The organism is Tropicimonas sp., from assembly GCF_047971885.1.
Lineage (GTDB): Bacteria > Pseudomonadota > Alphaproteobacteria > Rhodobacterales > Rhodobacteraceae > Tropicimonas.
In genome coordinates this window covers 1-20830 of the sequence record NZ_JBKEAE010000097.1, presented here as the reverse complement: position 1 = coordinate 20830, position 20830 = coordinate 1, and the positions used below count along the sequence as shown (strand labels likewise).

The 20830-nt window shown below is 64.9% G+C and carries 13 protein-coding genes; 9 read left to right on the top strand and 4 right to left on the bottom strand.

What is annotated here, in order from left to right; genetic code table 11:
* Positions 1-174: 174 nt before the first annotated feature.
* Entirely contained in the window at positions 175-1830 is a 1656-nt protein-coding gene (locus ACK5IR_RS08865) for a CAP domain-containing protein (protein ID WP_416928005.1), read from the top strand.
* Here ACK5IR_RS08865 and ACK5IR_RS08860 read toward each other — a convergent pair.
* Complete coding sequence (locus ACK5IR_RS08860; RefSeq protein ID WP_416928002.1) at positions 1823-2758, bottom strand: DUF4422 domain-containing protein; 936 nt, start codon at positions 2756-2758, stop codon at positions 1823-1825. The two genes, ACK5IR_RS08865 and ACK5IR_RS08860, sit on opposite strands and share 8 nt — an antisense overlap.
* Before the next feature lie 301 nt (positions 2759-3059).
* Between ACK5IR_RS08860 and ACK5IR_RS08855 the strand changes: the two genes are divergently transcribed.
* Positions 3060-4238 (top strand): glycosyltransferase, encoded by a 1179-nt coding sequence (locus tag ACK5IR_RS08855; RefSeq protein WP_416928000.1) that lies wholly within the window; start codon positions 3060-3062, stop codon positions 4236-4238.
* 37 nt (positions 4239-4275) lie between these two features.
* On the opposite strand, the gene ACK5IR_RS08850 is transcribed toward ACK5IR_RS08855, so the two are convergent.
* The 3 genes from ACK5IR_RS08850 to ACK5IR_RS08840 all read right to left on the bottom strand — a co-directional run bounded on the left by ACK5IR_RS08850 (position 4276) and on the right by ACK5IR_RS08840 (position 6970).
* Entirely contained in the window at positions 4276-5070 is a 795-nt protein-coding gene (locus tag ACK5IR_RS08850) for a 3-deoxy-manno-octulosonate cytidylyltransferase (RefSeq protein WP_416927998.1), read from the bottom strand.
* Positions 5067-6044, bottom strand: coding sequence for a KpsF/GutQ family sugar-phosphate isomerase (locus ACK5IR_RS08845; protein WP_416927996.1), 978 nt, complete (start codon positions 6042-6044; stop codon positions 5067-5069). Before ACK5IR_RS08845 ends, ACK5IR_RS08850 begins: the two co-directional genes overlap by 4 nt.
* A gap of 128 nt (positions 6045-6172) precedes the next feature.
* The gene (locus tag ACK5IR_RS08840) at positions 6173-6970 is read right to left on the bottom strand and encodes an ABC transporter permease (RefSeq protein ID WP_416927994.1); all 798 of its coding nucleotides are present in this window, start codon (positions 6968-6970) and stop codon (positions 6173-6175) included.
* Between the two features lie 145 nt (positions 6971-7115).
* On the opposite strand from ACK5IR_RS08840, the gene ACK5IR_RS08835 reads away from it, so the two are divergent.
* The 7 genes from ACK5IR_RS08835 to ACK5IR_RS08805 all read left to right on the top strand — a co-directional run.
* Entirely contained in the window at positions 7116-8321 is a 1206-nt protein-coding gene (locus ACK5IR_RS08835; protein WP_416927991.1) for a hypothetical protein, read from the top strand.
* A gap of 2 nt (positions 8322-8323) precedes the next feature.
* On the top strand, positions 8324-8989 hold the full coding sequence (locus ACK5IR_RS08830; RefSeq protein ID WP_416927989.1) for an ABC transporter ATP-binding protein: 666 nt from the start codon (positions 8324-8326) through the stop codon (positions 8987-8989).
* Positions 8990-9251: 262 nt separating this feature from the next.
* Positions 9252-11072 (top strand): ShlB/FhaC/HecB family hemolysin secretion/activation protein, encoded by a 1821-nt coding sequence (locus ACK5IR_RS08825; protein ID WP_416927987.1) that lies wholly within the window; start codon positions 9252-9254, stop codon positions 11070-11072.
* Between the two features lie 4 nt (positions 11073-11076).
* Positions 11077-15837 (top strand): filamentous hemagglutinin N-terminal domain-containing protein, encoded by a 4761-nt coding sequence (locus ACK5IR_RS08820; protein ID WP_416927985.1) that lies wholly within the window; start codon positions 11077-11079, stop codon positions 15835-15837.
* Positions 15821-17821, top strand: a complete 2001-nt coding sequence (locus ACK5IR_RS08815; RefSeq protein ID WP_416927983.1) for a caspase family protein — start codon at positions 15821-15823, stop codon at positions 17819-17821. Before ACK5IR_RS08820 ends, ACK5IR_RS08815 begins: the two co-directional genes overlap by 17 nt.
* Before the next feature lie 383 nt (positions 17822-18204).
* The gene (locus ACK5IR_RS08810) at positions 18205-20388 is read left to right on the top strand and encodes a hypothetical protein (RefSeq protein WP_416927981.1); all 2184 of its coding nucleotides are present in this window, start codon (positions 18205-18207) and stop codon (positions 20386-20388) included.
* Positions 20385-20830: hypothetical protein (locus tag ACK5IR_RS08805; protein ID WP_416927979.1), on the top strand; the 446-nt coding region annotated here is incomplete at its 3' end. The genes ACK5IR_RS08810 and ACK5IR_RS08805, both read left to right, overlap by 4 nt.

Below are 20830 nucleotides of genomic sequence, written 5' to 3'. Positions count from 1 at the left end.
GGATGGGGTTTTCCGCCCGATTTCACGCTCTGGCCTTGAAATCCGGGGTTTGAATCATTCAATATATAGGGAAGCGCCATGGCTGTGCCCATGCGCTGCCGTATCAGTGTCTCATGTTGAACCGAGTTTGTTGGTCCCAGTACCCACCCGGATTCATCAAGAGAAGGGCCCCTGATGAGCTCCTCGCTGACGGCTGCCGAGCAATATCTGATCGAACTTATCAACCGGGCGCGGCTCGACCCGCTGGGCGAGGCCGCCCGTTACGGCATCCGGTTGAACGACGATCTGCCGGCCGGCACGCTGAGCGGCGGGAGCCGGCAGGTCCTGGCCCCGAACTCCGCCCTTGCCGAGGCGGCCACCAACCACTCGAAATGGATGCTGGACAACGATGTCTTCAGCCACACCGGAGCCGGCGGCTCGCGCTCCTATCAGAGGATGGACAGCGCGGGATACGATTTCACCGGGGCCTGGTCGGCCGGCGAGAATATCTCGGTGCGCGGCTCCACCGGTTCGATCAGCCTCAACGGGGCGATCGAATCCCATCACCGCGGCCTGTTCCTGAGCGCCGGCCACCGGGTGAACATCCTGCGGGACAATTTCCAGGAAATCGGCATCGGCCAGGTGGCGGGAAAGTTCGAGCAGGACGGCAAGACCTACAATTCCTCGATGCTGACCGAGAATTTCGCCCGCTCCGGCAATTCGGTCTTCCTGACCGGGGTGGTCTACGACGACCTGAACAACAATCGTTTCTATACGATCGGCGAGGGCCGCAGCGGCACGGTATTTTCGGCCAATGGTCAGAGCACGAAGAGCATGTCCGCCGGCGGATATGCGCTCGAACTCACCGCCGCCGACTGGGTGGATGTCGCCGTCCGGCGCGGCGACATGAGCGCCGCAGCCCGGGTCGACATGTCCTCGGGCAACGTCAAGCTCGATCTTGTCGGAACCACATGGCTGGAGGCTTCGGCGGACCTGGACCTGAAATCGGGCATCGCAAACGCCCGCCTGCTGGGGGCGGACGATCTGTCGCTTTCGGGAAACGGTGCCGCGAACCGGCTGGTCGGCAATGAAGGCGGCAACCGGATCGATGGCCTCGGCGGCAACGATACCCTCTACGGCAAGGGCGGACGGGACCGGCTGGTCGGAGGAGATGGCAACGACAGTCTCAACGGCGGCGGCGGTGGCGACAAGCTCTTCGGCCAGGGCGGCAACGACCGGCTCTATGGCGGAAGCGGGCACGACAGGCTTTCGGGTGGAGGCGGACAGGACCGGCTGGTCGGCGGTAGCGGAGATGATCTTCTCCTCGGCGGCAGCGGCAGCGACAAGCTCTTCGGTCAGGGTGGCAATGACCGTCTCTATGGCGGCAGCGGCTACGACAGGCTCTGGGGAGACAGCGGGCGGGACCGGCTGGTCGGCGGAGATGGCAACGATGTTCTCCTCGGCGGCAGCGGAAATGACAAGCTCTTCGGCCAGGGCAATGACGATCGCCTCTATGGCGGCAGCGGTAACGACAGGCTTTCGGGCGGCAGCGGCAACGACCGGCTTTGCGGCGAATCCGGAAACGATGTTCTGATGGGCGGAACCGGCAGGGACACCTTTGTTTTCAAGGGTAATTTCGGATCCGATCACATCCGCGATTTCTCCGCTTCCGATACCCTCCTGTTCATCCCCGTGAAGGGAGAGGCCTCGGATTTCGGCGCTTTCCGGAGTGCCTCCCGTCAGATCGGCGATGATGTCGTCTATGACATGGATCGCGACGGCCGGAACGTCATCACCTTCGATGATATCCGGCTCGGAGAGCTTTCCGGCGACAATTTCGTTTTCACCTGATGCGAAGTCCGTTTGACTGGCTGTCATCCGATGAGCCGCCATATTTCATCGCTGTCAGCGCATCCGAAAGGGAAAGGCGCCGTTGCAGGCAATAGCGTGCCAGACGCAAGGGACCGGCCTTTCGCGGAATGCTGCTGTCGATATTGACAATGCCCCTGTAGGCCATGCCGAGATCGGGAAACGACTCCCGCAGGTGATTGCCAAATACATAGGCTGTCATGATCCGTTCCGCCAGAAACCCCATATAGCGCCTCTGGTATCCCGTCTCCGGTTGTGGCCTGTCCGGAATACGCGCCCGGGTCTCGTCCAGGATATCGAAGAGCAGGCGGCTGTAATGTTCGAAAACCCGGCCGGACATGATGAACATGTTGCCCATGATAAACCGGTTCCGGTGCAGGATCCTGTCAAGATCCGGCAGGAAATCCGGGTGCCGTTTGGCCACGACATTCCGCATGACAAGAAAATCGTCGATCCGGTGATGGGTCCGGTACTGGCTGAGGATCGGGCGTATCAGGCGGGCCGGTCGCGGAACGACAAGATCGATTCCGGCCGAATCCGGGTTCGAAAAATACCCTGCCACATCAGCGCGATAGGATTGGCTGTCGAAATCGAGCACGTAGCGTTCCGAATGACCGCGAGGGTTCATCCGCTCCGCCAGATCGAACAGCCGCCTGTAGTGCATCAACCCCACGTGACCGCCGTGAGCGGTATTTTTCCAGGCCCAGTAATGGGCGGTCAATTCGCAATATTCCGGGTTGAGGGCTGAAATATTGGCGCCGGTATCGTCGCCCTCCGCGCCGGGAAGGATGAAATCGGCAATGGCCCGCCCGACCTGTATGGGGATCAGATGCGCGCCGGTCAGGACCGGGCGCATATCGTGATAGGCGATATAGATCCGGGGTGCTTCTTGTGTTCTCTCGGAGATCAAGGATCATACCATCGCGCTTGCCGAACCGCTCCGGGTCATCCGGCGGCCGATTGGTACTGGTTACGCGGCTCCCGCACGGGTTTCCAGAGCCGTGAAGAAATCCGCCGCCCCGGCGCGGGAAAAACGGCTTGCGGATTGTGCCATATTCCGCTCAGACGCCACATCTTCCCAAAACCCCGTGGTACTTCATGTTGTTATGATTTTCACATTCGCGTAAGGCTGGTTTTGCGAATGTCCCGCAGGCAGACCTCCTGCAACTGTTCACAAGCGTTGACAACGGGTTCTAGCGAGGGAACGGGCAGTGATTGAAGGGAACCGACGTGTCGTGCTCTTCGTGGGCGGCAGTATCATGCCCTTCTGCCGGTTTCGCCGGTCGCTCATCCGGACCCTGGTGGAAAACCACAACTGTCATGTGATCTGCGCCTATTGGGGGGACAGCGGGGACGGTATCTTCGCCCCCTTCGAAATGCCGGGGGTGAGTTGGGCCGATCTGGGGGGAAATCACGCCACGCCCCCCGGGCGGGGCGATCTCGGTCCGCTGCGGCGCCTGACGCGCCTGATCCGGCGGCACCGGCCCGATACGATCTGCTGTTTCAACGCCAAACCGATCGTGCTGACCCCGGCCATCATCCGCCTCGTCCATCCGCAGGCGCGCATCGTCGCCCTGATGGAGGGGCTGGGCAGCGCCCTGTCCTTTCTCCTGCGGGAAGATGCGGGGCCAAAGCGCTGGCTGTTCCGCAACCTGACCCGCTGCATGGATCAATGGGTGTTGCTGAACCCCCGCGATGCGGCCCTGATCGGACGGCTGCATGGACATATGGCCGAGAAGATTGCAGTCGTTCCCGGGGTCGGAACAAACACCCGGCGCTTCTTTCCTGCCGCCGACCCACTGGCGGCGCGGCGGCTGGTCTTTGTCGGACGGCTGGTGCAGGAAAAGGGGATCGGATTTTTTCTCGACCTTGCGCGGCATCTGAAGCGCCGGGGTTCGGACTGGCGCCTGGCGATTGCCGGATTGCCGGCGGCGCAGGGGAAAATCACCTCCGACGACATTCAGCGCTGGCTGGACGAAGGCTGTGTGGAAAGTTGCGGCCCCGTTTCCAACATGCCGGAATTCTACCGCAACGCCTCGGCGCTGATTTTTCCGTCCGTCTATGAAGAGGGCCTGCCGGCCGCGATCATGGAGGCACAGTCGAGCGGGCTGCCCTGCCTGGTGCGCGACACCCCGGCAATGCAGAATACCATTGTCGAAGGGCAGACGGGCTTCCTGCTGCCCGACAACGATCCGGAACTCTGGGCCGAACGGCTGGACCGGCTTTGCGATCCGAAGCTCTTTACGGATTTTTCCCGCGCCGCCCGGCGCCATGCGTCCGAGGTCTACGACCGGGACCGCATAAACGCGCGGCTGTCCTCGATTCTGCTGGAGGACAAGGAAACCGCGCCGCGCGGCTATCGGGGTCTCGTCCCGTCCGTGACGCGCTGACCGTCAGGGCCGCCCATGCTGACCACGGGCGCCGGGATCACATCGTCTTCAGGACATTTTCGATCCGCGCCACGTCGGCCGGGTTGTTGAGTTCCCAGAAGACCCGGCCACGGGCGTGCACCTCGACGCAGCGCACCTTCATGCCGTTTTCCAGAAACCGCAGCTGTTCCAGCCCCTCGAGCCGTTCGAGCGTTCCCGGCGCCCAGCCGGAATAGGCCGCGAGCGCCGCCGGGCGGTAGGCGTAGACGCCGACATGGTGGAAAACCGGGATCGGCTCGTCCCCGAACGACACGTTTCCGGGCAGCCAGGGGATGACCTCCTTGGAGAAGTAGAGCGCATCGCCTCTGGTGTCGAAGACGGCGGTAGTGCCGCCGACACGGCCGTTGCGGCGATCCTCGACGAAGTGCCCGTAGGTCAGCGCATCGCAGCGCAGCACCGGGGTTGCCACGGCGATTTCCGGATCGACCGCCATCGCCCCGGCCAGCGCCTCGACGAACCAGGGCGGCGTCAGCGGGGCGTCGCCCTGCAGGTTGATCACCAGATCGGCCCCGATGCCCGAACGCGCCAGGGCATCGGCGCAGCGGGCGGTACCGTTCTCGCACCGGTCCGAGGTCATGATCACGCCGGCGCCGAAGCTTTCGGCCTCGGCACGGATCCGCTCGTCGTCGGTGGTGACATAGACCGCGTCGATACCGCCGACACTCCGGGCCGCCTCCCAGGTCATGCGGATCAGGGTCTTTTCCGTACCGTCGGGCTGGCGCAGGGCAACCAGCGGCTTGCCCGGATAGCGGGTCGAGGCGTAGCGCGCCGGGATCAGGATAACGGTCTTCATACTACTCCCGCTCTCAGGCAGTCGTGAACGTGCAGCACACCGACCGGTACACCGGTTTCGTCGACGACGAAAAGGGCGGTGATCGCCCGCTGGTTGAGGGTTGCCAGGGCCGCGGCGGCCAGCATGTCGGGCCGCACGGTGACCGGAGAACGGCTGGCGATATCGATTGCCCGGCGCTCCAGCAGCCCGTCCATGTTGCGCCTCAGATCGCCGTCGGTGATGACGCCCGCCAGCCTGCCGTCCTCGAGCACACCGGCGATACCGAACCCCCTGGAGGTCATCACCAGCAGCGTCTCGCGCATGTCGGTATTGCTTTCGACCAGCGGAACGGCATCGCCGCCATGCATGAGCTGTTCGACCTTCACCATCTGTGCTCCGAGCTTTCCGCCGGGGTGGAAGACGTTGAAATCCTGCGGCCGGAAACCCCGCCGCGCCATCAGGCTCACCGCCAGCGCATCGCCGAGCGCCAGTGTCAGCGTGGTCGAGGTGGTGGGTGCCATGCCGATCGAACAGGCCTCGGGCGCCGGCGGCAGCAGCAGCCTGTAATCGGCCGCCCGCATCAGGCTGCTGTCCGCGCGAGAGGAGATGGCGATCAGCGGAATCGAGAACCGCCGGGTATAGGCCACAAGGTCGCGCAACTCGGGCGTTTCACCGGAATTGGAGATCAGCAGGCAGACATCGTCCCGGGCGATCATGCCCAGATCGCCATGGCTCGCCTCGGCGGCATGGACAAAATAGGCGGGCGTTCCGGTACTGGCCAGCGTCGCCGCGATCTTGCGCCCGACATGGCCCGACTTGCCGATCCCCGAGACGATGACACGCCCCCGGCAGGCCAGGATGCACCCGATCGCCCCGGCCAGATCCCGGGGCAGCGCCTCGGCCATGTCGAGCAGCGCCTGCCCCTCGATCCGCAGCACGCGGCTGGCATCGGACAGCGTGGAGTCCCGGGAAGATACGTCAGCAGGTGGCGCCATGGTTCTATCGCCGTTCGGTTGATATCTTTCCGGATCCCGAAGAAAGACGGATCACGCCGGTCTAGTGCGGCCGCACCGCAAGTTCAAGCGACACCCCGAAACGGCCCACCCCGGCAGGGTACCCGGTTTCATTCGTTGATCATGTCCAGCGCATAACGCTTGAGCAGGACCAGCCCGGCGAACAATGCAAACCCGCCGACGGCAAGAGGATACGCCAGCACGACATAATCGGCCCGATAGGTGGCATAGAACCCTTCCCGGGTCAGTCCGATGACATGGACCAGCGGATTGAACCACAGGATATCCTGCGCGAATTCGGGCAGCGTATCGAAGAGGTAGAAGATGCAGGAAGCAAGGAAGAGCGGCCGCGTGACGATGCTCCAGACCTGTTGCCAGGACGGGAACAGATAGATGAGGACGCTGTTGAGCGTGCCAATCCCCAGGCCCAGAAAGGCGGTGACCAGGAAGGCGGTGAGAATCCGGACCACATCGATGTGCTGATTGAGGTTTTCGAAGGCAAGAATACCCGTGAACACGACGATGAAGACCATGAGCTGGGTGACCAGCGTCAGGATGAGACGGCTGATGATGGCATCCATGTAGGTCACCCGGGGATAGAACAGCAGCGGCCTGTTCTGCATCACCGCCCCCGACAACTTGTTCTGCATGGCGTTATAGGCGGAAAAGGGCAGCATGCCGGTGGCATAGAACAGCGGAAAGCTCTCGCCCAGGGCCGGGCTGCGCATCACGAGCGAGAAGGCCACCGTCAGGACGAAAATCCCGCCAACCGGTTCGAGGATGGCCCACAGGTAGCCGATGCTCGACTTTCCATAGGAGGTTGCCATCTCGCGCATGATCAGCGCGGAAATCGACCGGAAGGCCTGAACCATTGCAAATGGACCGCTATTGGGCTTCAGGGGTGTCATCCAGCTTCTATTTCGGTGTCCGGAAGGTTAGATATCGGGTATGCGGGTGCTCCATGACGCCGCGCAGCACACAGGATACGGAGCTTATATCGTGAAAGCCCGGGCAACAACACCTCCGACGCCCGAGAAGGCGGTGGGGAAGAAGGTGGCAGACCAGGCCGCCAAGACGCGCCTTTCCCGGGTTGCCCCCGCCGATACCCCATCGGTCACGATGCTGGGCAGGACGCCGCTGCGCATCGCCACGCCGGCGCGGCTTCACCGGCGGCATTTCCTTCTGCTGTCCAGTTTCCTGCTCTTCGTCCTGCTGCCGGGCATCCTGTCCTTCTTCTATCTCTATGTCGTGGCGGACGATGAGTATTCCTCGCGGGTCAGTTTCTCGATCCGCTCCGAGGAGTTCAAGAACCCGCTCGATGCGCTGGGGGCTTTCGGTGAAGTTTCCACCGGCACCTCGACGGACGCCGACATCCTGAACGAATATCTGCGCAGCCAGAAGCTGCTCGAGGATATCCGCGATGACGTGAATCTCGAGGAGATCTACTCCAAACCCGCCTTCGATCCGGTCTTTGCCTTCCGCAAGGGACAGCCGATCGAAGAGCTTCTCAAGTACTGGGAACGCATGGCCTATATCACCTACGATTCGGGCTCGGGGCTGATCGACGTGGAGGTCTTCGCCTTCACCCCCGAGGATGCCCATGCGATCGCCACAGCGGTGATGAACGCCAGCAGCGAACTTGTGGACCACCTCAGCAAGATCGCCCGCGACGACACGACCAGATACACCGCCTTCGAGCTGGAACAGGCGGGTGAACGCCTGACCGAGGTGCGCGAGAAGATGCGCGCCCTGCGCGACCGCGAGCAGATCATCGACCCCCAGGCCGATCTGGAAAGCCAGATGGGCGTTCTGACGGCCCTGCAACAGCAACTGGCCGCCGCGCTGATCGAACGCGACCTTCTCACCAGCACGACGCGCGACGACGACCCCCGCCTTGTCGCGGTCGACCGCAAGATCGAGGCGATCCGGACCCGGATCGATCAGGAGCGCGACAAGCTCGGGCAGGACGCCAACGAGGGCGCCGGCGCCTTTGCCTCGGTGGTCGGCGATTTCGAAGGGCTTCTTGCCGACCGCCAGTTCGCCGAACAGGCATATATGGCCGCGGCGGCGGCCTATGATACGGCGCTGGCCGAAGCCCGCCGCAAGAGCCGTTATCTGGCGGCCCATGTACCGCCGACGCTGGCGGAAAGCTCGCAATATCCCAGCCGGCTGCTCATCGGGTTCGGGGTGCTGGGCTTCTGCTTCCTGTTCTGGATGATCGCCCTGCTGACGGCCTATGGCATGCGGGATCGCCGCTGACGATGATCCGTCTGGAAAACCTGACGAAATCCTTCTGGGTCCGGGGCGAGCGGAAGTATGTGGCGCGGAACCTGAATACCACGTTTCCCGACCGTGGATCGGTCGCCCTGCTCGGCCGCAACGGGGCGGGCAAGTCGACCCTTCTCAAGGTGCTGGCCGGCACCATGCGGGCCGATTCCGGCCGTATCGTCAGCACGGGCGAGATCTCGTGGCAGATCGGCTTTGCCGGCAGTTTCCATCGGGAACTGACCGGGGCGCAGAACGTGCGCTTCGTCGCCCGGGCCTATGGCATCGATACCGACAGCCTGATCGAATACGTGCGTGACTTCGCCGAGCTTGGCAGCAGTTTCCATGCCCCCTTCCGGACATACAGTTCGGGCATGCGGGCGCGTCTGGCGTTCGGTATCTCGATGGGAATCCCGTTTTCCTATTACCTGATCGACGAGGTCACCTCGGTCGGAGATGCGGCATTCCGGAAGAAATGTTCGGAAATACTGAAGGAGCGACTCAAGACGGCGGGGGCCATCGTGGTCTCGCACAACCCCAATACGCTCCGCCAGTTGTGCAAATCCGGCGCCGTTCTCGAAAACGGCAAGCTGACCTGGCACGACGATGTGGAAACCGCGATCGAGGAACACATGACCCGGCTGCTGGGAAAACCGAAATGACCCGGCTGCCTTTGGCGTTTTCGGCGAATCGGGTCTGTGGCCACCATCTTCCCGCAGGGTGCCGGTTTCCCGCGTCCGAAACACCCCGCAAGGAAGCTTTTCCCGGGCGATATGCTGAATTGGCCCGCAAGGCGTGCACCTGATGCGGCCTCGTCGCGACATGGTTGTGCGCAGTTGCCAAAATTCAATATCTCTCTGGTGTTTTATGCAAAAACCCGATTTCTGTCGGGTTTTGACGGCACATGATCCGAAAAATGCTAGCATGCGGCATATCGAGGAGCAGACGATGGCCTTCACGCCTTTCGAGCACGAGGATCGAAAGTGTGTACATGTACCATGCGCCCGCGCGGCATCGCGGCGGGGTGCGAAGGCGTTTCTGGCCGCCGCCTGCGGGGTTCTTCTGGCCGTGGGGGCCGCGACGGCGCAAACCGCCAGCGAGGTGACGCCCCGCAGCTTCCGCCCCGAACCGCAGCGCCTGACGGGCAGTGTCGATTTTTCCGGCGCCGGCGGGTTCGGCATCCCCGAAGGGGCCGAACAGCTTTCGATCGCCGTGGCCGGGGTCGATATCGAGAATGCCCTTCCGGAGATGGCAGCGGCCAACCGGGCAATGGCCGCCCGCCTGACGACCGGGCGGATTCCGGTGGCCGAAATCTTCCGTGCCGCCGAGGATTTGCAGACCGCCTATGTCAAAAACGGCTTTGTACTGACCCGCGTGGTGCTGCCGCAGCAGCAACTGGTCGATGGCGGGCGGCTCAGGATCCTCGTCGTCAACGGCTTTGTCGAGCGCATCAGGGACACCGGACTGCCGGAGCGGGTGGCCGGGCGAATCGATGCCCTGACCGAACCGGTCCTGAACCGTCCGGGTATCGGCAGCGAACTGGAACGCCGGCTGCTGATGGCCGGCGACGTGCCGGGCGTTTCGCTCGCCTCGGCGCTCTCGACCGGGGTGGAGCCCGGCGGCACCGTGCTGTCGCTGCAGGCGATGCACAAGCCGGTGACCGGGTTCGTCGGCATCGACAACTCGCTCGGCGACGAGCTTGGCAACTGGTCGCTCGATACCTCGCTCCAGCTCAACAGCCTGCTGAAACAGGGCGAGACCATCTATTTCTGGGCCTCGGGCAATCCGTTTTCGGGCGTCAACAGCGAAAAGCTGGGTTTTGCCAGCGACTCGCCGCAACTCAGGACACTGGCCGGCGGCATCATCTATCCGATCGGCACCAACGGGCTGAGCTTCAACGCCGAATACACCGACAGCCGCACTTCTCCGGAAGATGTCATCATTTCCACCACCAGCCGGTTCGAGCGGCTCTCGCTGCGCCTGCGCTATCCCTTCGTGCGCTCGCGGCTGATGAACGTGAACGGCCAGTTCGCCTTCGATGTCCAGTCGGAGGATCTCGATATCCTGACCAGCCGCGGGGATTTTCCCATCTACCGCGACGATATCCGCGTGTTCCGCCTGTCGGGGGATTTCTACAAGAAGTTCGAATCGAGCGGTGCGACGCTTTCGGCGGCGGCGGTCCTGTCGGTCGGAGTCGACGGGCTGGGCGCCCGTTCGGCGGCGGATGCCAGCCCCACGCTGCCGCTTTCGCGCAACGGGGCCGACGCGGCCTATACCAAGCTCGAGCTTTACGCCGATTATTTCACGCCGCTGCGGCGGGATTTCGCCCTGTCGCTGTTCGGCCGGGGCCAGACCTCGTTCGGCGACCCGCTGGTCAGCAGCGAACAGATCGGTCTTGTCGGTCCGCAGGCGCTTTCGACCTTCGACATGGGAACGCTGAACGGCGATTCCGGCTGGGTCGTGCGCGGAGAGCTTTCGCGCCAGCAGACCTTCGCGACCGCCATGCCGGTCGATTTCTCACCGTATGTTTTTGCGGCCACGGGTGCGGCCTATTTCGAACGCCCCGGAAGATTTGAACCCGATGCGGTCCGCGCCAGCTCCTACGGGCTGGGACTCGATTTGCTCGTCACACGCGATCCGCGCTATTCTGACATGGCATTACGCGCCGAATACGGCAGGGGGTACAGGGATGATCTCGATACGAACGACGGTCGCTTCACCGTCTACGGTTCGTTCCGGTTCTGAGGGTATGACAACAACCCGCCGGCGCTGGCTGCGCTGGCTGCTCTGCACCGGCACCGCGCTGGTGCCGGCGGCAGCACTTGCCGGCGATCTGCCCTCCGGCGGCAGCGTGGTGCACGGGAATGTCACGATCACCCGCCCCGCCACCGGCCAGATGAGGCTGAATCAGGGCTCGGACAAGGCGATCATCAACTGGGGCGATTTCTCGATCGGCCAGGGCAAGGCGGTCGATATCCGCCAGCCGTCGGCGTCGGCGATGATGCTCAACCGTGTCACCGGCAACCTGCCAAGCCGGCTCGACGGAGCCCTTGTCGCCAATGGCAAGGTGATTCTGGTCAATCCCAACGGAATTGCCATCGGGCCATCGGGCCGGATCAACACCAATGCCTTCGTCGCCTCGACCCTGGGGATCACCGACAGCGATTTTCGCGAGGGGCGCCTGCGGTTTTCGGGCAAGGATCCCTCGGAAACCGGGGCTTCGGCCACGGTGTCGAACGCCGGCCAGATCGTCGTCGATGGCCAGGGGTATGCCGCGCTGCTGGGCGGCAAGGTGCGTAATTCGGGAACGATCCTGGTGCCGATGGGCCGGATCGGACTGGGAGCGGGCGAGAAGATCACGCTCGATCCGTCGGGCGAGGGCTTCCTGCAGGTGGCCCTGCCCTCGTCCGATACGGACCCCGCGCAGCTTATCGACAGTTCGGGCACCCTGGAGGCCAACGGCGGGCTGATCGAGATCAAGGCAGCAACGGCGCGCAATGCCGCGCGCCATGCCATCAACCTTACCGGCATTGCCGAGGCCAGCACGGTCAGCGGCCGCAACGGGGCGGTGATCCTCGGCGGCGGCCCGGGCGGCAGGGTGACGGTCAAGGGGAAGATCCTGACCACCGGCAAGGCGGCCCAGACCACGCTCAGAAGCTCGCCCAAGCCCAGGGCGCGGCCCGCCCAGGGCGGCGGCGCCATCACCATCACCGGCAACCGGATCGAATTGCGCGGCGCGACGCTCGACGCAAGCGGCGTGGACGGCGGCGGCAGTATCCGGATCGGGGGCGATCCCAAGGGCGAGGGCAACCTGCTGCGGGCACAATTTACCGGGGTCGATGCACTTACGACGCTCCGGGCCGACGCCACCGGAAGCGGGAGCGGCGGCGATATCGTTCTGTGGAGCGACGGGCTGACCGCCTTCGAAGGTCGCATTTCCGCCAAGGGCGGCCCGGCCGGTGGCGACGGCGGCTTCGTCGAGGTTTCGGGCAAGGTGCAACTGGCGTTTACCGGGCTTGTCGACACAACCGCCCCCAAAGGCACCATCGGCACCCTGCTGATCGACCCCTACAACGTGACGATCACCGACGATCCGACCGGTGTGAACTGGAGCGAAAGCGGCGGAAACTACCTGCCGACGGGCGACGACAGCGAAATCCCCGCCGCCCTGATCGCCACCAACCTGCTGACGACCGATGTGTTTATCACCACGGACAACGGCAGTCTCGGAACACAGGCCGGCGACATCACGGTGAATGCCGATCTGTCCTGGGGAAGCGCGTTCTCGCTGACCCTGCAGGCGGCCAACAACATCCTTCTGAACACTGGCGATATCACCGCCACCGGTGGCGGTGGCGTCACCCTGAGCGCCGGCGGCTCCATCGAGACGCTTTCGGACATCTCCATCGGCAGCGGCGCCCTGTCCATGGTGGCATTGACCGGTATCGACCTTGGCGGTGAAGTTGCGGCCGGAACCGGAACAATCAGCCTCAGCGCGCCGCAGATCAATCTCAACGCTCCTGTTTCCGCAGCTTCCCTTTACATCTCGGCTCTGGCCGGTAACGGAGCCGCCGGCGATATCCAGCTTGGCACCGGGGCCGACATCGCGGTCGGAAGCTTCACCCTCGAGGCCGGCAACTGGCAGCAGGTCGGTGTCGGCATCGCCGGTTTCTCGGCCGATGATTTCCAGCTTGGCAGCGACATGACGACCCGCAGCTTCCTGCGGGCGCTCGGCGGGAACGGATCGGAGACAAACCCCTACCGGATCACCGATATCTACGGGTTGCAGGGCATCGATTCGGCCGAACTGCTTCCGTTCTCCTACATCCTGGCCAATAACATCGACGCCAGCGGTACCGCGGGCTGGAACTACCGGGACGACCTGACTGTCTATCAGGGTTTCAACCCGATCGGGCAGATGCAGGGCGGAACCCCCCTGCATGCCTTTACCGGCACCCTCGACGGCAACAACCGGCAGATCACCGGCCTTGAGACCCGCTGGGACAGTTACAGCGGTCTTTTCGAGGTCATCGGTGCCGGCGGGACGGTGGAAAACCTGCGGATCGCCTCGTCCTTCGCCGATGGCCTGAGTACGGACTCGAGCGTCGGCATGCTTGCTGCCGTCAATCTGGGAGATGTCGACAACATCATCCTTCGGGACATTTCGCTGACCTCGAACGGCGGGCTGGCCGGGCTGCTGATCGGCGACAACCGGGGGGCGGTCACGCTGGCCTCGGCTCAGGGGGCGATCGATGTCACGCTGGATTACAGTGCCGCCAATACCAACGTCGGCGGGCTGATCGGCTGGGGTCGCGGCAGCGGGGCCCATGTATGGGCCTCGCGCGCCGAAGCCGATATCAGCGTCTCGGGAGCGACCTATTTCGACGTGGTCCGGGTGGGCGGGCTGATCGGCCAGTCGGACGGATCGGTCATCGACAGTTTCGCCGGCGCCTGGCTGACGGGCAACCGGCCCGCCATAACCGTCGACGTGCAGGACAGCACCATACTTTTTGTCGGCGGGCTGATCGGCGATGCCGCGGGATACGTCCAGCGCGCCTATTCCGATGTCTCCCTCGATGTCGCCGACCCCTCGGGCTATGCCACCATCCAGGCCGGCGGGCTGATCGGCTGGAACACCGCCGAGGTACAGGACACCTATTCCGTCTCGGATGTCCGGGTCGAAACCACGGGCGATTCCATGATCGGCGGGCTGATCGGCGTCTCGACCGGGGCCGATGTCGTACGGTCCTACGCCGCCGGGTCGGTCACGGCCACGGGTAACGCCCTGATCGGCGGGTTTGTCGGCGAGAGCGGAAGCTCGACCTATTCGGGCAACTTCTGGGACAGGCAGGCCACCGGCGTGACCGTCAGCAGCGGCACGGCGGGCGTGAACGCCGCAACCTCGCTGACCACCGCCCAGTTACAGAACCAGACCTATTTCCGCAACCTTGCCACACCCCTGGGCTGGAGCTTCCTGACCACCTGGGCCCCGCCGGGCGACGGGAATTACCCCGAGCTTTACACGCTGACCCCGGTTGTCTGGGCAAATCCGGACAATGCGACCGTCACCTACGGCGCGTCGAAGACGCCCGCCTTCACGGGCAGCTTCTATGGCGGGCCCGGGGTCTATCTGTTCGGAACCAGCGGGGATAACCTTGCCCTCACCTACACGTCGCAGGGTGGGGCGGGCAGCAATGCCGGCACCTATGCCATCACCGCCGAGGACGAGGCCACCAGCACGCTGGGGCAGAGCTATCGCGTCATCAGCAGCCGGGGCAATTTCTCGGTCACGCCCGCCACGCTGACGATCACCGCCCGGGACAAGAGCAAGACCTACGGCGACAGGCTGACCTTCGGGCCGGGCGATATCATCGTGAAGGGGCTGGCCGGTGGCGACAGTCTCACCGGTATCACCCTGCGAAGCGACGGCGCCCCGGCATGGGCCGCGGTGGCGGGCGATTCGTCCGCCGGTACGGCGCTTGGCGGCGGCTGGTACACCTATCCGATCTATGTCTCGGACGCGACCGGCAAGGGGATCGGAAACTACAACATCGTCTATCAGGCGGGCGACCTGACGGTCACGCCGCGCAATGTCGTGGTGACGATCGACAACCAGTCGAAGACATTCGGCCAAACGCTGAGCTTCAGCGGCAGCGAATTCAGCGCCACCGGGCTGGTGAACGGCAACAGGCTGACCGGGATCGCCCTGCAAAGCGCCGGGGCCGCGCCGGGCGCGCTGATTTCCGACAGCCCCTATGCCATCACCCAGATCGGCGACGGCAGCCCCGAGGGCAGCGGGCTGAGCACCCGCGGCATCTCGAACTACACCTTCGAATTCGTCCCCGGAACCCTGACCGTCACCTCCCCCGACGACGGCTACGATCTCAGCCTCGACGGCAACACGACGGTACGTTTCCTGAACCCGCAGGTACTGTCGAAATTCCATTGGGACAACGGCCTGCTTCTGCCCGTCGAATTCATCCCCGGGGACGACGAGGAAGCCATCATGCAGGGCGGCGGCGCGCGCGAGCTTTTCACCACCCGGCAGGCCCTGCTGAGCGTCGAGACGGTGTCGAGCAACCTCAATCAGGACGCGGTGATCTGCGCCACTCTCGCGGACAATATCGACGTCTATCTCGATTGTATCGCGGGGGCGATGGGAACCTATGCCGCCGAGCTTGACGAGCTTCTCAAGCCGATGCCCGACGTGGCGGCGAACGTCTCGGCGGTGATCCGCGATGCCGAACGGGCTGTCGGCGCCGCCGGTATCCGGGCCCGGAACCGTCTGGCCGAAGCCACCACCGACGAGCAGCGCCAGCAGATCAGATCCGAGGCGATTGCCGAGGCCCGGCAGGCGGTTGCGCGGGCGGGCGGCGAGATACGGAAATCGATCAGCCTGATCCGGGCGGACGATCCGGTGCTGGCCCGGGTCCAGCGGCAACAGATTGTCGAAGTCGCCTCGGCCTTCGACCGGCTGGATGGGGAGCTGGTGCGTGTCAGCGAATTGTAACCGATTGCTGCGGCGGGCGGGGCTGGCGCTGGCCGGTCTCGTTGCCGGGTTCTGCCTGACACTGGGCGGGCCGGGCCATGCCGAAACGCGCGTGGCACTGGTCATCGGCAACGGCAGCTACGCGGGCGGTTTCCCGGCACTTTCGAACCCGCTGAACGATGCCCAGGCGCTGGCCGACACTCTGAAATCGCTCGATTTCGGGGTGCACCTGGGGCTCGACACCAGCCGGGACGAACTGGTGAGCCTGATCGACCGTTTCCGGGCCGAGGCCGATACCGCCGATGTGGCGCTGTTCTACTTTGCCGGCCACGCGGTGCAGATCAATTCGAAGAACTACATCTTTCCCGCCGACGCCGCGATCGCCAGCCCCGAGACGGTGCTGGAACAGGCGGTCCCGCTCGACGATATCATCAGTGTCATGGCGCCGGATGCGGGCCCGCAGCCCGCCGGGGCCGAAGACGGTGGCAGGAACCGGGTCCGGCTGGTCTTTCTCGATGCCTGCCGCGACAACCCGCTGGGCGATGCGGGCACCCGCGCCGCCCGCGACGGGCTGGCGCGCATCGGCAGCGCGGCCGGCTACCTGATTTCCTTCGCCACCCAGCCCGACAACGTCGCCTATGACGGGACGGGCTCCAACAGCCCGTTCACCAACGCGATCCTGAATCACATCCGCACGCCGGGGCAGGACATCTCGGACATGATGATCGCGGTGCGCAACGACGTGCTGAAACAGACCGGCGGATTGCAGGTGCCGTGGGAGAACTCGTCGCTCACCCGGCAGTTCAAGTTCGACCCCCGCCTGCCGGAAGCCTCGATCGAAACCCAGTTCTTCCAGGTCGCCGCCGCCTCGGACGACCCCGACCTGATGACCCTCTATCTGGCCCGCTATCCCGACGGGACACATGCCACCGAGGCCGAGGAACTGCTGGCCGGCGAGGGGGACGCGACCTATGCCTCCAGGCTCGACAGCCGCAGCGAGCAGGTGCTGTGGAGCCTCGCCCAGCGGGTACGAAGCCTGCGGGTCGTCGAGACCTATCTGGAAAAATTTCCCGACGGCCAGTATGCGGCCGATGCCGCGCGGCTGCGCAGCCAGTTGCAGGAAACCGACGAGAATGGCCCCGAACGCACCTGCGAACGGCTGGCCACCCATCCCCGGGATGCAACCGTGGGCACGCTCGGCGTTTCGCTCGGCGTTCTGGCGCGCCATGCCGATCTTGCCGTCGAAGCCTGCACCGAAGCCGCCGAGGCCAACCCGCGACAGCCGCATTTCACCGCCCTTCTGGCCCGCGCGACGATGGCCGGGGGACAGGACGACGAAGCGGTCCGGCTCTACCGGGACGCGGCCGATCGCGGCGACCTGCGCGCCATGGTCAGCCTCGGCATCCTCTACGAGAACGGCAGCGAGGTACCGCAGGATTTCCTGCTCGCTGAAAGGCTTTACGAGCAGGCGGCGGCGGGCGGCAGCGACGACGGGGCCATCAACCTCGCGGTCATGCATCTGACCGGACAGGGTGTCGATCAGGATGTGCGGCGGGCGATCGGGCTTCTGATCGAAGCGGCCGACAATGGCTCGGCGATCGCGACCTACAACCTCGGCGCCCTGCTCGAGGAGGGGTTCACCCACCCCGGGCTGACCCGCAGTTCGCTGGAATATTTCCGCCGTGCCGCCGAGCTTGGCGAGCCGCGGGGTTATCTGGCCGCCGCCATTATCCTCGACGAGGGGCGCCACGGCGCCCCGGCCCCGGGTGCCGCGGCCAACATGTTGCTCAGGGGTGTGGCCGAGGATTCCGGCGAGACACTGACCCAGCTCACCCGGCATCCGGACGACTGGAACCGCGAAACCCTGCGCGCGCTACAGGCCCGCCTGCAATCGGCCGGTCTCTACAAGGGCGTTCCGGACGGAACGAGCGGCCCGGATCTCGCCGATGCCCTGAACGCCTGGCGCAAGGGCGGCTTCCGCGCCGACGTTCTGGCCGAGGGCTGAGCGGACCGCCGTTTATCCCGTCCGGCACGCCCGGTTGCCGTACGCCGGAGTATCAGGCCGCGACAGGTCAGGGTTTCCGCCCGTTGCCATTTCCCTTCGGGAACCGGACGCTCTGCTAGGACTCCCTTATCGCACCTGGGTGACTGTCCCGGGTGCAGAGGCGTTCGGCCTCAGGAAAACCTCCAGATGAGCCCCCAAAGTACGCCCGGAAAAGCCGCGCAAAGCCGGCACTTTGTACGACCAAGTGTAACCCGGATGGTATCGGGAAAGATCTTCGATGCCCTCACCGCGACACATGATCAATGGCGTGGACATCCCGGCGGTCGGTCGCTTTCCGGTCGGCACAATCCGTTCCCATCCGATTCATCACCAAAGGAATGCACATGTCCATCTTTCGTCCCATCCCGCGGTCGATCGTACAGCCTCTGGTTCAGGTTGCCTGCGCCGGTGTCCACACGAGCGGGCAGTTGATTGCCAGCATAACCAGCCAGATCGTAATCGTTCAGCCATCGGCCTATGCCGGAACCTATACCGTCTCGGATGCCGATGTGGCGGCAGGTCCGTTCACGCTGGTGGCGCCGCGCGTTTCCGGAAACACGGCGATTGGCGAGACTGTCACACTTCAGCCCGGCCTTTATGCCCACAGCGCATCGGCCGGAACGCCGGATATCGAGGTCCAGTGGATACGCAACGGGGCAGCCATCCCCGGACAGACATCCGGCACCCACACGATCTCTGCCGAAGATCTGGCCGAAGGGCTCGGCGTCCGGGAAACGGCAACCAACACCGCAGGCTCGGTGGCCGAGACCCTCACGGTTCTGCTGCCCGCGTCACCCGCGCCGCAGGTAATCGCTTCCCTGCCGGACATGTGCTTTCAATATGGCAGCGGCATCCAGATCGTCGATGCATCCGCTGCCTTCGCCGGAACGGATATTTCCTATGCAATCTCTCCGGCCGATGACGCCGCCTCCATCGACGGTGGCACCGGCATCGTAACGCATTCGACAGGCGCCGTCTCCCCGCAGGTACATTATACGGTGACGGCCACCAATCCGGACGGAAGCGCCAGCACAGCCTATAGTGCCGAGGTTGCCCCCACCGCGCCGGCGATCTCGATCCCCGACCTGACACGGGTGACGGGCGGGGACATGAGTGTCGATCTGTCTGCCTATGTCACAGATGACGGTGGGGATGGGGCGATTGTCTGGGGGGTGGCGCCGCTGGCCGGGGTGTCGCTGGCCGGGTCGGTGCTGAGCTTTGCCGACAGCGTGGGCAGCTATGCCGGGGTTGCGGTGACGGCGACGAACGGCGGCGGCAGCGCGACGGACACGTTCGATTTCACCGTTGCGGCCGCCTCCGGCTACACGATTGCTGACAATATCGCCGGGGTGGACGTGGCCTTCGACGATGCGGACAGCCCGGCGCAGGTTCTCATCACCGGCACGGATACGGCCTATACCGCGCATTCGCCATACACGCTGAGCGCACAGGACCTTGCCGATATCGACGCCGGCCTGCCGGTCGAGATCGTGCCGGCCACCGCGGCCGAGGGGCCGGCCGACAGCTTCACCGCCACGCCGGGGCTGTGGATCTCGCCCGCCGATGACGCGGCGGTGGTCATCGGGGAGTGGTATCTGAACGGCAACCCGACCGGCGCGACCGGCGCCGCCTATGCCAACCCGGACAACGCCAATATCGACTGGCGGGAGAACGCGCAGAACATCGCCACCGATGCCGGCGGCGTCGACGGCACCCCGGCGGTGGCCCGGACGCTGGTCTCGACGATGGCGGGCGATACCGCCGCGCTCTACTGGTTCGAGGCGGGCGGGGTTGCCACCGATGGCGCGGGCAACATCACCGCCTGGACCGACGCCACCGGCAACGGCAACGATATCGCGGCGGTGCCGGGGCTGGCGGCGCCGGTGTGGAACGCGGGTGAGAGCCGGGCGGAGTTCTACGGCGCCCACGGCCTGAAAGGCGCCGCCGGCAGCGATACCGTCCGCCGGGCCATTGCCGATGGCGGGCAGGCGCGGGTCCTTGCCGTCCTGCGCCAGCCGGGGATCGACGCGGCCTATGGCATCGGCGCGAGCCAGGCGCATTCAGGCGCCCTGCTCGCCGAATCGAACAGCCACAGCGGCGATCCCTACATCCGGCTCAACGCGACGGTGAACAGCTTCTACGGCGCGAACGCGCGCAGCGGCTTCGGCGTCACGATACGCGGCCCCGTCAATGGCGGTGCGGTGACCGTGGCCAGTGCGAACGGCACGGTGACGGCGGCGCTGACCGGTGTCGTGCATCTGGTCGAATTCACCTTCAGCCAGAGCGACCTGTCGGTGGCGGTGGACACGGCCACCCATGTCGCGGCGACCGCGTTCGACGTCGCCAACTGGCCGGGCATCGATCTGGCGGTTGCCATGGGCGGCCGGATCAACGGCGGCACCGGGGCCATCGACACGCCCCTGCGCGGCGACATTCACGAGGTGTTCGCCACCGCCAGTACCGATACGGCAACGCTTGCCGCCATCCGCAGCGAACTGGCTGCCAAGCACGGGATCACCCTGCCATGACGCAATACATCGCCGCCCTGGCCGAACGGCCGGCCGAGGACACGGTCCTGTTCGCCCGGCCCGGCGCCGGCCATGCCACCGGCGCGAACACCGCAACGGTTCAGGGCACCTACAATTACGCCAAGGAGGGTAACACCCTGCGGCTCTTTCCCGACGAGATGCGCCTGTGCCTGCGGCCGCGCGCGATTGCCGGCGGGCAGATAACCTGCGGGCTGATGGTGGCCAACGGCGGCATCAGCAACCTGTCTTCGGGCGAGGTCTTCGCCGACGGCTGGCTCACCGGCGGCACGGCCCATGTCTACCGCATGGCGGGCGGGCGGCTGACCGAGGTCGCCTCGGGCGCGATCACCGCCTGCGCGGCGCGTTCGGTGGTGGCGCTGACCGGCTCCGGCCATGCGACGGCGACCGAATGGCGCTGGTCGCCGGGCATGTATTTCCGCCC